The 14,151-nt window shown below is 74.5% G+C and carries 11 protein-coding genes; 8 read left to right on the plus strand and 3 right to left on the minus strand.

Annotated features, from left to right (window positions below):
- The first annotated feature begins 5 nt into the window (after window positions 1-5).
- The 6 genes from BGK67_RS29575 (at window position 6) to BGK67_RS29600 (ending at window position 8,770) form a co-directional block, all read left to right on the plus strand.
- Entirely contained in the window at window positions 6-2,801 is a 2,796-nt protein-coding gene (locus BGK67_RS29575; protein ID WP_244291352.1) for a lantibiotic dehydratase, read from the plus strand.
- Window positions 2,789-3,871 (plus strand): lantibiotic dehydratase C-terminal domain-containing protein, encoded by a 1,083-nt coding sequence (locus tag BGK67_RS29580; protein ID WP_069922943.1) that lies wholly within the window; start codon window positions 2,789-2,791, stop codon window positions 3,869-3,871. Before BGK67_RS29575 ends, BGK67_RS29580 begins: the two co-directional genes overlap by 13 nt.
- Complete coding sequence (locus BGK67_RS29585; protein WP_069922944.1) at window positions 3,868-4,992, plus strand: peptidase M50; 1,125 nt, start codon at window positions 3,868-3,870, stop codon at window positions 4,990-4,992. Before BGK67_RS29580 ends, BGK67_RS29585 begins: the two co-directional genes overlap by 4 nt.
- 123 nt (window positions 4,993-5,115) lie before the next feature.
- A complete protein-coding gene (locus BGK67_RS29590) occupies window positions 5,116-6,084 on the plus strand; it encodes an ABC transporter ATP-binding protein (RefSeq protein WP_069922945.1) in 969 nt (322 codons plus the stop codon).
- On the plus strand, window positions 6,081-6,836 hold the full coding sequence (locus tag BGK67_RS29595; RefSeq protein ID WP_069922946.1) for an ABC transporter permease: 756 nt from the start codon (window positions 6,081-6,083) through the stop codon (window positions 6,834-6,836). Before BGK67_RS29590 ends, BGK67_RS29595 begins: the two co-directional genes overlap by 4 nt.
- A complete protein-coding gene (locus BGK67_RS29600) occupies window positions 6,833-8,770 on the plus strand; it encodes a TOMM precursor leader peptide-binding protein (protein ID WP_079154442.1) in 1,938 nt (645 codons plus the stop codon). The genes BGK67_RS29595 and BGK67_RS29600 overlap by 4 nt, the downstream gene beginning before the upstream one ends.
- Window positions 8,771-8,849: 79 nt before the next feature.
- Here the strand turns inward: BGK67_RS29600 and BGK67_RS29605 are convergent, their stop codons facing one another.
- Window positions 8,850-9,023 carry a thiazolylpeptide-type bacteriocin gene (locus tag BGK67_RS29605; RefSeq protein ID WP_007268044.1) on the minus strand — a complete coding sequence of 58 codons (174 nt, stop codon included), beginning with the start codon at window positions 9,021-9,023 and terminating at the stop codon, window positions 8,850-8,852.
- A gap of 163 nt (window positions 9,024-9,186) precedes the next feature.
- Between BGK67_RS29605 and BGK67_RS29610 the strand changes: the two genes are divergently transcribed.
- Window positions 9,187-10,446: an amidohydrolase gene (locus tag BGK67_RS29610; RefSeq protein ID WP_069922947.1), complete on the plus strand. Its 1,260-nt coding sequence runs from the start codon at window positions 9,187-9,189 to the stop codon at window positions 10,444-10,446.
- A gap of 59 nt (window positions 10,447-10,505) precedes the next feature.
- On the opposite strand, the gene BGK67_RS29615 is transcribed toward BGK67_RS29610, so the two are convergent.
- Together BGK67_RS29615 and BGK67_RS29620 are read right to left on the minus strand one after the other, a co-directional pair.
- On the minus strand, window positions 10,506-10,994 hold the full coding sequence (locus BGK67_RS29615) for an iron chaperone (RefSeq protein WP_069922948.1): 489 nt from the start codon (window positions 10,992-10,994) through the stop codon (window positions 10,506-10,508).
- 65 nt (window positions 10,995-11,059) lie between these two features.
- Window positions 11,060-11,515, minus strand: a complete 456-nt coding sequence (locus BGK67_RS29620) for a carboxymuconolactone decarboxylase family protein (protein ID WP_069922949.1) — start codon at window positions 11,513-11,515, stop codon at window positions 11,060-11,062.
- 185 nt (window positions 11,516-11,700) lie between these two features.
- Between BGK67_RS29620 and BGK67_RS29625 the strand changes: the two genes are divergently transcribed.
- Window positions 11,701-14,151, plus strand: a complete 2,451-nt coding sequence (locus BGK67_RS29625; protein ID WP_069924200.1) for a tetratricopeptide repeat protein — start codon at window positions 11,701-11,703, stop codon at window positions 14,149-14,151.

Below are 14,151 nucleotides of genomic sequence, written 5' to 3' on the forward strand. Positions count from 1 at the left end.
GGACGATGAACACCACCGAGTGGCACGCGGGCGACCGCTTCATGCTGCGGGTCGCGGGGCTCCCGCTGTCCGCCGTCGAGGACCTGCGCGCCGCGGGCACCCGCCGCTGGGCCCAGGACGTCCTCACCGCCGAGGCGGGACTGCACGAGGGCGCCGAGCGGATGGGCGACGTGCTGCACGCGGCCGTCGGGGCCACCGACCCGGCACCGGAAGGCCCGGGCGCGGCCCAGCGCCGCGCCCTGCTGCGGCTGCGCCGCCAGATCCACAACGGCCGGCTGCCGTCCCGGCCCGACGCGTCGACCGAGACCGCCGTCGAGGCCGTCGCCGCCGTGGACGAGGACGCCGCCGATCAACTGGCCGGCTGGCTGCACCGGCGCCGGCTGCTGGACAAACTGCTGGCCGAGGGCCCGCCGCTGCTCACGGCGGACCTGGCCCGCAACCGGGCCGCCCTGCGGGAGCTGGTGGCCGACGACCGGCTGCGGCTCGGCCTGCTGCTGGCCTCCCCGGTGCTCGAAGCGCAGCTCGACGGCTACGCGCGCACCGCGGGCATACCGAACGGGCGGGCCCGCAAGGCCGAGCGCTCGGTGCTGTCGTACGTGTACCGCACGGCCTGCAAGACGAGCCCGTTCAGCACCTTCACCGGCGTCGCGACCGGCCGCTTCACCGAGGACGCCGCAGCGGGCGGGATACGGGTGGCCGACGCCTGGAGCAGCCACGTACGGCTCAACGTCGTGGTCCTCGCCCGCCTCGCCGAGCTGATCCTGGCCGACCCCGTGCGCCGCCGGGACCTGCCGCTGCGCCCGGCGTCGGGCTGGGGCCGCGAGGAGGACCGGATCCGCTACGTGCGGCGCTCGGTCACCGCGGGCGACGACGCGGCCGCCGTCACCTTCGACGCGGTCAAGGACCGGCTGTTCTTCCTGCGCCGCAGCGGCACCCTCGACCGCCTCCTCGGCCTGTTCGCCGAGCGGCCCGAGCTGCGCCACCAGGAACTCGCCGACTGGCTGGCCGCCGAGCACGGCGCCGATCCCGCCGACTGCGAGGCGTACGTCCGCGCGCTCCTCCAGCTCGGCATGGTGCGCGTGCCCTGCCTGGACACCGACGTGCACAGCACCGACCCGCTGCGGTCCTTCCAGCAGTCGCTGGCCTCCCTGGAACGCCCCTGGGCCGACCGGCTCGCCGCCCTGCTCGACGCACCCGCCGCGGCCCTGGCCGACTACCCGGCGGCCGGGCACACGGAACGGGCCGGGCTGCTGCGGGCGCTGCGCTCCGGACTGCACCGGGCCCAGGAGGAACTCGGCGCACCCGACGCGGCCCTGCCGCAGACCCTGCTGTACGAGGACGTGAGCGCGGGCCGCGAGCTGCCCTGCCCGCCCCGGGACTGGGCCGCGCTGCGCTCGGTCGAGCGGATCCTGCCGGCCTTCGACCTCACCTTGACCCAGCGCGTCACCTTCGAGGGGTTCTTCACCGCGCGGTACGGCGCCGGCGGCCGTTGCGAGGACCTGCTGGGGCTGGTGCACGACTTCCACGAGGACTTCTTCGACCAGTACCTGTCCTTCACCGCCCGCCGCAGGCCCTTCGACGAGCACGGCGCGTACGTGCCCGAGGAGAACTGGCTGGGCCTGCCCGGCATCCGGTCCGTGGACGCCGCACGCCGGGCCTTCATCGGGCGGATGCGGCAGGCCTGGACGGCGTACGAGGACGCGCGGGCGACGGACCAGGGCCCGGCCGTCCTGCGCCTGGACGAGCCGGACCTGGCGGCGGTCGCGGCCGAACTCGGCCCGGTGACACCGGACTTCGCACCGCGCTGCCACCACCTCCAGCTCGCCCGCGACCCGGCCGACGGCAGCCCGCTGACCGTGCTGAACCGCTCGTACGGCGGACTGTCCTTCCCCTTCAGCCGGTTCACGCACGCGTACGACGGGACGGACGCCGGCTTCTCCGCGGAACTGCGGGCCACGGCGGGCCGGGTGAGCCCACCGGACGCGGTCTTCGCCGAGGTCACCGGCGGCCCGGTCACCACCAATCTCAACCTGCACGGGCAACTGACCGACTACGAGATCGTCTGCCCCGGCGAGAGCGGCACGCTCCCGCCCGACCGCCGGCTGCACCTGGACGACCTGTACGCCGAACACGTTCCGCAGACCGGTCGGGTGGTGCTGCGCTCGCGCCGGCTGGGCCGCCAGGTGATCCCCGTCTACCTCGGCTACCTGGTGCCGCTCGCGCTGCCCGCCATCCCGCGCACCCTCCTGCTGCTGTCGCCTTCGTCGATGTCACCGCTCGACGTGTGGGCGGGCGTTCCCGAGGGCGAGGCGCGCGACCACGTCACCACGCGGCCCCGGGTGGTCCACGGCGACCTGGTGCTCAGCCGAAGCAGCTGGACCACCACGGCGGGCCGCCTGCCCGTCCAAGGGGCCCAGGAGGCCGGGCACTTCCTCGACTGGCAGCGCTGGCGGCGCGTCCACGGCCTGCCGGAGCAGGTGTTCGCGACCGTCTCGGCCGGCCCCTCGGCCGCGGGGGCCAAACCGCAGTACGTCGACTTCGCGAGCCTCCTCTCGCTCGCCGCCTTCGAGACCCTGCTGCGGGACCCGGCCCACCGGGTGGTCTTCCGCGAGATGCTCCCCGACCCCGACGGCCTGCACGTGCACTCGGCGCGCGGCGCCCACGTGGCCGAGCTGGCCGTCGAGACCTTCACCACGACCGTCCGGGACCGGCGGCAGCCAAAATCCCCGGAACCCGCGCAATCCCCGGCAGACCAGGGAAACCGGGAAGACCAGGAAGGCGGCACCCGATGTCCGAGCTGACCCACTCGACCGGCGCACAGGCCCGGCCCCGCGGCGACTGGCAGGCCCTGCACATCTTCTACGCCGCCAACCCGCAGCCCCTGCTGGTGCAGTGCGTCCGGCCGCTGATCGCCGGGCTCACGGCCGACGGGCTGCTCGCCGGGCACTTCTTCATCAACTACTGGCTGGAGGGCCCGCACGTGCGGCTGCGGCTGCGCCCGGCCACGCCCGAGGCCGGACCCGAGGTGCGGCGCCGCGCCGAGGAGGCCGTCGCCGCGTTCCTCCGGGCCCGCCCGGCCCTGTACGAGGTCGATTCGGGATTCCTCAACGAGTTCTACAACACGCTCTTCGACATGGAGTTCCCCGACGGCGACCGGGGCGCGTTCATGGGCCCCGACGGCCGGATGAACCTGCGGCCGAACAATTCGTATTCCCGGGAACCGTACGAACCCGAATACGGAAAGTACGGCGGCCCCGCCGGCGTCGAACTCGCCGAATGGCATTTCGCCCGCTCCAGCGATCTGGTCATCGACGCCCTGCACCGCATGAACCTGCACCTGCGGACCGTTCTGCTGGGCACCTCCGCCCAGCTGATGATGGTCATGGCGGGCGTCTTCCTGCCCGAGCGGGAGGAACTCACCGGATATCTCGACCGGTACTACGACTTCTGGCACCAGGCCTTTCCCGGCACCGGGTTCATCGGATCCGAGGAGTACGACCGGACCTACGCGCAGACCGCGCCGGGGCTCGGCCGCCGCTTCGCCGCCGTCCGCGAGGCCCTCGCCTCCGGGGAGACCGGCCGGCTCCCGGCCTTCCTCGCCGGGTGGGCGGAGCACTGCCGGGAGCTGCGCGAGCGCGCCGAGGCGCTCGCCGTCGCCGGGGACCTGGTCTTCCGCTCCTGGGACGGCACCCGCGACGAACGGGTGACGGACCCCGCCCAGGCCCTGCCCCTGCTGCTCTCCCCGTACATGCACATGACCAACAACCGGCTCCACGTCACCATCCGCGACGAGGCCTACCTGGCCCATCTGCTCGGCCGGGTGCTGCGCGAGGGCGGGGTCCCGGCCGAAGGCGCGGCGGTCGCCCCGTGACCGGCTCCCCGACCGCGCCGGGCCCGGCGGGTCTGCTCGGCCACCGGCCCGCCCTGCGGCCCGAGGTCCTGCTGTCCGCGCCGCTGCTCGACGGGCCGGCGACCGTCCACCTGGTCAAGGACCCGGTGTCCGGAGCGTCGTTCGAGATCGGGCCCAAGGAGTTCTTCCTCGTCTCGCGACTGGACGGCTCCCGCAGCCTCGCGGACATCGGCACCGAGTACGCGCACGCCTTCGGCAAACGGCTCGGCGAGGGCAACTGGCAGCAGCTGCTGGCCCTGCTCGGCAGCCGGCGGCTCCTCACAGGCGGCCCGCCGCCGCCCGCACCCGCGCCGCGCGGCAGACCGCTGGAGGGCACCCTGGCCCGCGGCACGCTGCGCCTGGTCGCGGACGCCGACGCCACCACGGCCCGGCTGCACCGCGCCCTGCGCCCGCTGCTGCACCCCGCGGTGCTCGCGGCCCTGCTGCTCGGCTGCCTGGCCATGGAGGCCGTGCTCGCCGTGTCGCTGGGCGAACTCGCCCACGCCTTCGGATGGCTGCTGCTCCAGCCGGCCCCCCTGATGGCGGTGGCCACCCTGATGTGGCTGAGCACCGCCCTGCACGAGTTCGCGCACGGCATCGCGGCACGCCATGTCGGCGGCACCGTAGGGGAGATCGGGCTGCGGTGGCGGCTGCCCGTCGCCCTCATGTACTGCACCGTGGAGAACTACCGCTTCCTGGCGCGGCGTCGGCACCAGCTGGCGGTCGCCGCCGCGGGCGCCTTCGCCAACCTACTGTTCCTGCTGCCGTTCTTCGGCTGGTGGGCGGCGCTGCCCGAGGAGGACCCCACCCGGCGGGTGCTCGCCGCGCTCCTGCTCCTCGGCAGCGCGCAGGCACTCGTCAACCTGCTCCCGCTGCCCCCGCTGGACGGCTACACGATGCTCGGCCACGGCCTGCGCGTCACCCGGCTGGCGCCCGCCAGTTCGGGGTACCTGCGCCTGCGGATGCGCGACCGGGCGGCGGCCGCCGCGTACCCGCCGCGGGCCCGCCGGCTCTACCTCGGCTACGGCATCGGCTCCGCCGCGGTCGTCCTGCTGCTGGCGGCCGGCCTCGCCGGAGCCGTCTGGTACGCCGTGACCACCTGACCACCTGACCACCTGACCACCTGACCCCACGACCCGCACCATCCCGCGACCGCACCACCCCCAGGACCGGCGCGACGCCCCGTCCGAAGACAGGCACGACAGACACAGAGGGACGCACCACCCATGACAACTGACAGCACCCAGCCGCCCGACTCCCCGGCCATCGCCGTCCAGGACGTACACAAACGCTACGGCGAGCGCCGGGCGGTGGACGGGGTGTCCCTCGACGTGCGCCGCGGCGAGTTCTTCGGACTGCTCGGCCCCAACGGGGCGGGCAAGACCACCCTCATCGAGATCATGGAGGGGCTGCGGCAGGCCGACGGCGGCACCGTCCGCGTCCTCGGCCAGAGCCCCTGGCCGCGCAACACCGCACTGCTGCCCCGGATGGGCGTGCAGACCCAGGCCTCGGCCTTCTTCGTACGGCAGAGCGCGCGCGAGCACCTCGTCACGGTCGCGGGCCTGTACCGCTGCGACCCGGCGGACGCGGACCGCACGCTGGAGAGCGTCGGACTCACCGAGCAGCGCGACGTGCTGGTCGAGAACCTCTCCGGCGGCCAGCGCCAGCGCCTGGCCATCGCCTCCGCCCTCGTCCACAGCCCGGAGCTGATCTTCCTGGACGAGCCGACGGCCGCCCTGGACCCGCAGGCCCGCCGCGACCTGTGGGAGGTGCTGCGCGCCCTCAAGAGCGAGGGCCGCACGATCGTCTACACGACCCACCACCTCGACGAGGCCGAGGCGCTCTGCGACCGCGTCGCGATCCTCGTCGGCGGCAAGGTCGCCGCCCTCGACTCGCCGCACCGGCTGGTCACCGCGGCCGGTGCGCCCTCGCGCCTGCTGCTGCCGGCGGGCCGGCTCGGCGTCGAAGAGGCCGCGGCGCTGCCCGGCGTGGAGCGGGCCACCCTCCAGGGCGGCTCGCTGGTGCTGGAGACCTCGGCCCCCGGCAAGGTGCTCCAGGCCGTGGACGCGCTCACCGGACTGGACGGGGTGATGACCCGGACGGCCACGCTGGAGGACGTCTACCTCGAACTCACCGGCGCCGCACAGCCCGGCCCCCGGGTCGGCCACACCACGCAGACGGAGTACCAGGCATGAGCGCATACACGGCCCTGACCGCCGCCGGCTACCGGGCGCAGGTCCGGGACAAGGCCACCCTCTTCTTCACCTTCGCCTTCCCGCTGCTCTTCCTGGTCGTCTTCGGCCTGATCTTCAGCGGGCAGGACGTGGAGGAGACCGGCCGCCCCTACATCTCGTACATCGCGCCCGGGGTGATGTCCTGGGGCGTCGCCAACGCGGCCGTCTTCGGCATCGCGTTCACGCTGATGCAGTGGCGGCGCGACGACCTGCTGCGGCTGATCCGGCTGACGCCGACCCCGCTGACCACCGTGCTCGCCTCGCGGTACGTGCTCGCGCTGGCCGTGGGCGTGGTGCAGGCGGCGGTGTTCATCGCGGTGGCGATGGTGCCCGGTTTCGGCCTGGTCCTGGACGGCCGCTGGCCGCTGGTGCTGCCCGCCCTGGTGCTCGGGATCACCGCGTTCCTCGCCATCGGCGTGATCGTCGGCACCTACGCGAACACGCCGGAAGCCGTCGCCGCCATCGCCAACTGCCTGATGGTGCCCATGGCGTTCCTGTCCGGATCGTTCCTGCCCCTGGACATGATGCCGTCCTGGCTCCAGTCGGTCTCCCGCGTCCTGCCGCTGCGCTACCTGAACGACGCCGCGACAGGCGCCCTCACCGGCACCGGATCTCTCGCCGCCATCTGGACCGGCTGCGCGGCGCTGCTCGGCTTCGCCCTCCTCTTCGGCGCGATCGGGCTGAAGACCTTCCGCTGGAGCAACCGGACATGACGACGACCCCCGTCCGTCCGCTCGCCCCCGACGGGACGCCACTGGAAGCCGCCCGGCGCGGCCTCGCCGAGGGGCTGGAGCCGCTCGGCGCCGTCGTGGTGACCCTGGGCGTGCACGACGCCCTGGGACCGCGCGCCGCCGACCCGTTCGCGGCGGTCCGGCCGGGCGCGCGCGTGCACCTCACGGCCCGGGAGGTGCTCGTCGGCCCGTGGGGCGGCGACGGCACCGCCCCGGCCTGCGGCCAGTGCCTGGCCATGCGCCGACAGCGGCTGCGCAGCCGCAGCGAGCGCGACGCGCTGGAGACCGGCAGCGGACCGGGCACGCCCGCCGGTCCCGAATGGCCGCGGCTGTCCCCCTACGCCCACGACGCGGTGTACGCGCTGTACGAGGCCGTCCACGCCGGCCGGGTCACCGCACCCGCCGGGACGGCGGCCGACCGGGCGCTGCCGCAGGTGTCCCGGCTGGACCTGGAGACACTGCGCATCCGGACGTATCCGCTGCTGGCCGACCCGCTCTGCCCGGACTGCGGTCCGCGGGGCACCGGTGCGCCGGAGCCGTTCGCGCCCGTGTCCCGGCCCAAGCCGGACCCCGGAGCCCAGCGGCTGCGGGCGGCGTCCTCGTACCCGATGCCGTACACGGCGCTGGCCAACCCGGTGACGGGGGTGCTCGGGGGCGGGACCTGGCTCAACGTCACCTCGCCGACCACCGCCCCGGTCGCCGGGAGCGTCTTCATGCGCGGGTACGCGGGACTGACGGACGTCACGTGGAGCGGGCAGGCCAACAGCTACACCGCCAGCCGCGACCTCGCCCACCTGGAGGGGCTGGAACGGTACGCCGGAACCCACCGCCGCACCGGCAACACCCCGCTCACCGCCTCCTACACCGAACTGGGCGAGCGGGCGCTCGACCCCGCAGCGTGCGGGTTCTACGCCCCCGAGACCTACCGCGACGACCCGCTCGTCTCCCCGTTCGACCCGGACCGGCCGATCCCGTGGGTGTACGGGCACTCACTGCGCGACGACCGCCCCGTCCTGGTCCCGGCCCGGCTGGCCTACTACAGCGCGGGCCTCGCCGCCGACAACTTCGTCTTCGAGTGCTCCAACGGCTGCGCCATCGGCGGCTGCCTGGAGGAGGCGCTGCTCGGCGCGCTGCTCGAACTCGTGGAGCGGGACGCGTTCCTGATCGGCTGGTACGCCGGACTTCCGCTCACCGAGATCGACTTGTCGACCGTCCCGGGAACGGCCGTGCGCACGATGGCCGACCGGGCCGCGCTCCAGGGGTACGACGTGCACGCCTTCGACAACCGCATCGACCTGGCGGTGCCGGTGGTGACCGGGCTCGCGGTGCGCCGCGACGGCGGCCCGGGCCTGTTCTCCTTCGGCGCCGGGGCCGCGCTCGACCCGGCGCGGGCGGTGGAGGCGGCGCTGTCGGAGGTTCTCACCTACATACCCCACCTGCCCCGCCAGGTTGAGGAGAGGCGCGGCGAACTGGAGGCGATGGCAGCCGACTTCAGCCGCGTACGGCACCTGAAGGACCACGCCCAGCTGTACGGGCTGCCGGCGATGGCGGAGCACGTACGGCCCTACCGGGAGCCGGTGGCCGTGCGCGCGATGGACGACGTCTACCGGTCCTGGACGGAGCACGGGCGGCCGCGCACCGGGGATCTGCGCGACGACCTGCTGTGCTGCGTGGACGAGTTGGTACGGGCCGGGCACGACGTGATCGTCGTCGACCAGACCACGCCGGAGCAGCGGCGGATCGGGCTGCGCACGGTCTGCGCGGTGGTGCCGGGGCTGCTGCCGATCGACTTCGGCTGGACCCGGCAGCGGGCCCCGGCCATGCCCCGGCTGCGGACCGCGCCGAGGCGGGCCGGGCTGCGCGAGACCGACCTCACCGCCGCCGACATCCGCCGGGTGCCGCACCCGTTCCCCTAGTGCTGTGACCGGACGCGACGGTGCCCCGCCCCTCGCACACGCGAGGAGCGGGGCACCGCCGCGTCCGCGGCCTGACGGATCAGGCGGAGCAGGAGGTGGTGCTGGTGGTCGAGGAACAGGTCGAGGTGGAGCTGCAGCTCGTGGAACCGGCGAGCACGACCTCGCTGGCGTCCGAGTAGTCGGAGATCTCGAAGGTCTCCGACTCGAGCTCCAGGATCTCGTCCGCGAGCGAGGCGAGAGGCGACTTCTCCATGATGACTCCTTCTGGGGCGGGACCGGCACCGGGCTGTGCTGTGCCTGCACCCATCAGAACCGGTCGCGCCGTCACCGGACCCCGCGAGCCGCTGTCACTCCGCTGACACGACGTGACAGCACCCTGCCGTGCCCGCTCCGGCCGCCCGGCGGATCATGGCGCCATGACCGGCCACGCCTCCGCACCGCTCGCCCGGCTGGGCGCGCACCTGCGCGACCTGACGACGTTCTACCTGGAACTGCACCGGGATCCCGAGCTGTCGGGAGCTGAACGGCGCACGGCGGACCGCTTCGCCGGCCGGCTGGAGTCGGCGGGGTACGCGACCACGCGCGGCATCGGCGGACACGGAGTGGCCGGGGTGCTGAGCAACGGCGACGGGCCGACCGTCCTGCTGCGGGCCGAACTCGACGCCCTGCCGGTACGGGAGACGAGCGGGCTGCCGTACGCGGCCGACGGGGAGGCGGCGCACGCCTGCGGGCACGATCTGCACCTGGCCGCCGCGGCGGGCGCCGCCGCACTGCTGGCCGGATCGCCGCAGTCCTGGCGCGGCACCCTCGTGGTGGCCGGGCAGCCGGCCGAGGAGACGCTGGAGGGCGCCCGGGCGATGCTGGCCGACGGCCTCTACCGGCGCTGCGGCCGCCCGGACGACGTACTGGCGCAACACGCCGCGCCGCTGCCGTCCGGGATGGTCGCGCACGGGTACGGACCCATGACGGCCGGCAGCGTCACCTTCCGGGTGGTGGTGCACGGCCGGGGCGGGCACGCGGGCGCCCCGCACCTGGCCGTGGACCCCGTGGTGGCCGCGGCGCACGTGGTGACCCGGCTCCAGACGGTGGTGGCGCGGGAGGCCGCCCCCGCGGAGCAGGTGGCGGTGACGGTCGGTTCGTTCCGAGCCGGGGACCGGGCGAACGTCATCCCGGAACGCGCCGAACTGGCCCTGACCGTACGGGCGGTGGGCGAGGCCTCGCTGGCCCGGGCCGCCGCGGCCGTGGAACGGATCGTGCGCGCCGAGTGCGCCGCCGCGGCCTGCCCCCGGGAACCGGAGATCGTCCGCCTCTCCGCCTCCCCCGTCACCCACCCCGACCCGGCGCTGACCGCGGCGGTGCGGGAGGCGCACGCCGCCGAGTTCGGCTCCGAGCGGGTGGCGATGTGGCCGCCCTCGCTCGCCACGGAGGACTTCGCCCTGTTCGGCGACGCCGGCCTGGACGTGCACGGCGAGCGGGGCATCCGGCTCGGCTACTGGATGCTGGGCACGGCCGGCCCGGCCGCCTGGTCCCGGGCCCCCGGCACCACGGCGGCCGAGAAACTGGCCGCCCTGCCCGCCAACCACGCCCCGGACTTCGCCCCCGACGTCCGCACCGCCCTGCCGGCGGGCGTCCGGGCCCTGACCCGGGCGGCGCTGGCCCGGCTCGGCTCCCCGTGAAGCCTCGCCGCGGCCCCGAGATGGCGCGGCCGACAGGGTCGAGACCCGCGGCTCGGAACTCAGTTCGCCGCTTGCTTCACGAGCGCGCCGATCCGCGCCTCGTCGTCGGCGGTCAGCTCCGTCAGCGCGTAGGAGGTCGCCCACATCGATCCTCCGTCGAGCTTCGCCTTGTCGCTGAAGCCGAGCGTCGCGTACCGGGTGTTGAACTTCTGCGCGCTCTGGAAGAAGCAGACGACCTTGCCGTCCTTGGCGTACGAGGGCATCCCGTACCAGAGCTTGGGGGCGAGCCCCGGTGCTTCGGCCTTGGCGATCGCGTGCAGCCGTTCCGCCAAGGTCCGGTCCCCGTCGGACATCTCGGCGATCTTCGCGAGCACGGCGGCTTCCTCCTCGGCGGCCTTGGCGGCCCGCGAGCCGCGGCGCGCGGCCGCCTTCAGCTCCTGGGCGCGCTCCTTCATCGCGCCGCGCTCCTCGTCCGTGAACCTCTCGGAGGTCCGGGCGGTCGCGGTGGCGGGCTTGGCGGGCTTGGCGGGCGTCCGGGTGTCCTGCATGGCTGCTTTCCTCCTGTTGTACAGCTGAACGGGTTGGGTGGTCATGCCGGGGGCCGGTCAGCCGGTCATCCCCACGCGCCGGCGATCTGGCGGGTCGTGGCGTTGAGCCGGTTGAAGAGGTTGGTGACGCCGATCATCAGGACGATCGCGGCCAGCTGCTTCTCGTCGAAGTAGGTGGCGGCCGTGTCCCACACCTCGTCGCCCACCGCGTCGGGACGGTCGGCCAGCCGCGTCGCCGCCTCGGCCAGCGCGAGGGCCGCCCGCTCCTCGTCGCTGAAGTACGGGGCCTCGCGCCAGGCGGCGATCGTGGCCAGGCGCTCGTCGCCCACTCCGGCCGCCCGGGCCGTCCGGGCGCCGCCGTCGACGCAGGCGCTGCAGCCGTTGATCTGGCTGACGCGCAGGTGCACCAGCTCCAGCGTCTGCCCGTCCACGCCGCCGGAGTGCACGGCCTTGAAGAGCTCCTGGATGGGCCGCATCGCGTCGGACAGGACGAGGGCGGGGTTCTGCATACGAGACTGCACGGGACTCTTCTTTCTTCCGGAACGTCGCCCCGTTCTCCCGGGGCGTGACCCCATGACAGCCGTTCCGCGCTCCCGCGACGACGCCGGTGGGACGCCCTGGGACAGCCGAACCAGCCTTGACCAGCGCTGACTTGGCCCGGAATACTCCTGCCGGGGCGGGACACGGAGGCGGGGGAACGGTGGAGATGGAACAGCGGACGGCCGAGGACGACCCGCAGGACGAACTGTCCGCACGATTGCGCCTGATCCAGGAGCTGTCCGGGCTCGGCGTCCGGGCCCTCGCACGGGACACCGGCCTCAGCTCCTCCTCGCTGTCGCGGTACCTCAGCGGCCAGACGGTGCCGCCCTGGCCCGCGGTGGTGGCCCTCTGCCGCCTCGTCAAACGCGACCCGCGCCCGCTGCGCCCGCTGTGGGAACGGTCCTCGAACCCGCTGCCGGCACCTCCGAAGGCCAGCCGGCAGGTCCATCCGAGGCCCCGCAACGACCTGCCGCGCGACGTGCCCGACTTCACCGGACGCGAGGCCGGGCTCGCCGCCGTGCTCGCCGCGGTGGACAGCCACCGGGCGGTCGCCGTCGACGGCATGGCCGGCGTCGGCAAGACCTGCCTGGCCGTGCACGCCGCGCACCGGCTCGCCGACGCCTACCCCGACGCCCAGCTCTACGTGGACCTGCACGGCTTCACCGAGGGCCGGTCGCCCCTCGACCCCGACTCGGCACTGCGGATGCTCCTCGGCGCGCTCGACGTGCCGTCCGAGCGGGTCCCGCAGGAGGGCGTCGAGCAGCTGGCCGCCTGCTGGCGGGCCGAACTGGCCGGGCGGCGGGCCGTCGTGGTCCTCGACAACGCGGCCGACGCGGACCAGGTCCGCCCGCTGCTGCCCGGCGCGGGCCCCTCCGTCGTCCTGATCACGAGCCGCAACCGGCTGCTGGGCCTGGACGAGGTGCCCCCGGTGTCACTGGACGTGCTGAGCCCGGGGGAGAGTGCGGAGCTGCTGGCCCGGGCCAGCGGCGACCCGCGCGGCCCCGAGGGCCGGCTGGCCCGCGAACCGGAGTCCGCCGCCGAGGTGCTGAGGCTGTGCGGCCACCTGCCGCTGGCCCTGCGGCTGGCCGCGGCCCGGCTGCGGCACCGGCCGGGCTGGACGGTGGGCATCCTCGTCGAGCGCATGGGGCAGGGCGCGAGCGAGTTCGACACCGCGTTCGCCATGTCCGTCAGACAGCTGGACCGGGCCCACGCCCGCCTGTTCCGCCTGCTGGGCCTGCTTCCCGGCGGGTCCTTCGACGAGTACCTCGCGGCCTCGCTGGCGGACGTACCGCTGCACAGCGCCCAGGCGATGCTCGAGGACCTGGTCGACGCGCACCTCGTCCAGCAGCCGACGGCCGGCCGCTACCGGCTGCACGACCTGGTGCACCAGCACGCCCGCCGGGCCTGCGCCGAGCAGGACCCGCCCGCCGAGCGGGAACGGGCGCTGGGCCGCTTCCTCGACTACTACGTGCACGCGGCGGCCGCGGCGGACGCCGCGATGCCGGTCCTGACGCCGGGCCGGTCGCCCTCCGCGGGCCGGCCCCCGGCCGCGCTGCCGCGGTTCACGGACAAGCACACGGCCTTCGCCTGGCTCAGCGCGGAGTACGAATCGATGATCGCCGCCTTCGAGACGGCGGCCGCCGTCGGGGCCGACCTGCACGTGTGCGAGCTGCCGCGCTTCCTGCGCGGCTACTTCGCGCGGCGCTGCGGTACCACGCACCTCAACCACCTCTTCGAGCGGTCCCTGGCCGCGGCGGAGCGCCTGGGCGATCCGCGGCAACTGGCCGAGACGTACAGCGACCTGGGTTTCGCCCGCTACAACGCGGGCCGGATGGCGGACGCCGCGGCGGCGTACGAGGCCGCCGGACTGCGGGTGTCGGAGACGGGGGACGTGCGCTCCGAGGCCGAACTGGCCATGCGCCGCGGCTATCTGCGCTGGGACGAGGGCGACGCCGAAGGACCGCTGGAACTCTTCGGGCTGGCGGGCAAGTTGTACGAGCGGGCGGACTGCCCGGCCGGAGCGGCCCACGCGGCCGCCTCGGAGGCCTGGGCGATGCTGCAGCTGGGACAGCGGGACCAGGCGGCGCGGCGGGCCCGCGAGGTGCTGGCCATTCCCCACGCCGACCCCGCATGGCCGCCGACGCTGACCGCCCGGATCACCCTCGGCATGGCCATCGCGGGCGAGGAGCCCGAGGAGGCGGCGGAGCACCTGCACCGTGCGCTGGCGCTGGCCCGCGAGGACGGGCACATGAACAACGAGGCGTGGTGCCTCAACTGCCTGGGCGTCGCCCTGCGGCAGATGGGCCGCTACGAGGAGGCCCTGGCCAGCCACCGCGAGGCGTTCGCGCTGCTGGACGAGCTGTTCGAGGAGCACTGGAAGATCCGCTTCCTGGGCGGTTATGCCGAGACCTGCCGGCTCGCGGGCCTGCCCGAGGAAGCCCTGCGGCTGCACCGGCAGGCACTGGAACTGGCCCCGAGGCTCGGCTACCGCAACGAGGAAGCCCAGGCCCACGAGGGGATCGCGGCCCTGCTCGACGGGACGGATCCGGCCGCGGCCGCAGAGCACCGCGCGGCCGGACAGGCCGTCCTGCGGGAACTCGCCCCGCGCGCCCGCTGA

The organism is Streptomyces subrutilus (assembly GCF_001746425.1).
Taxonomy (GTDB): Bacteria; Actinomycetota; Actinomycetes; order Streptomycetales; family Streptomycetaceae; genus Streptomyces; species Streptomyces subrutilus_A.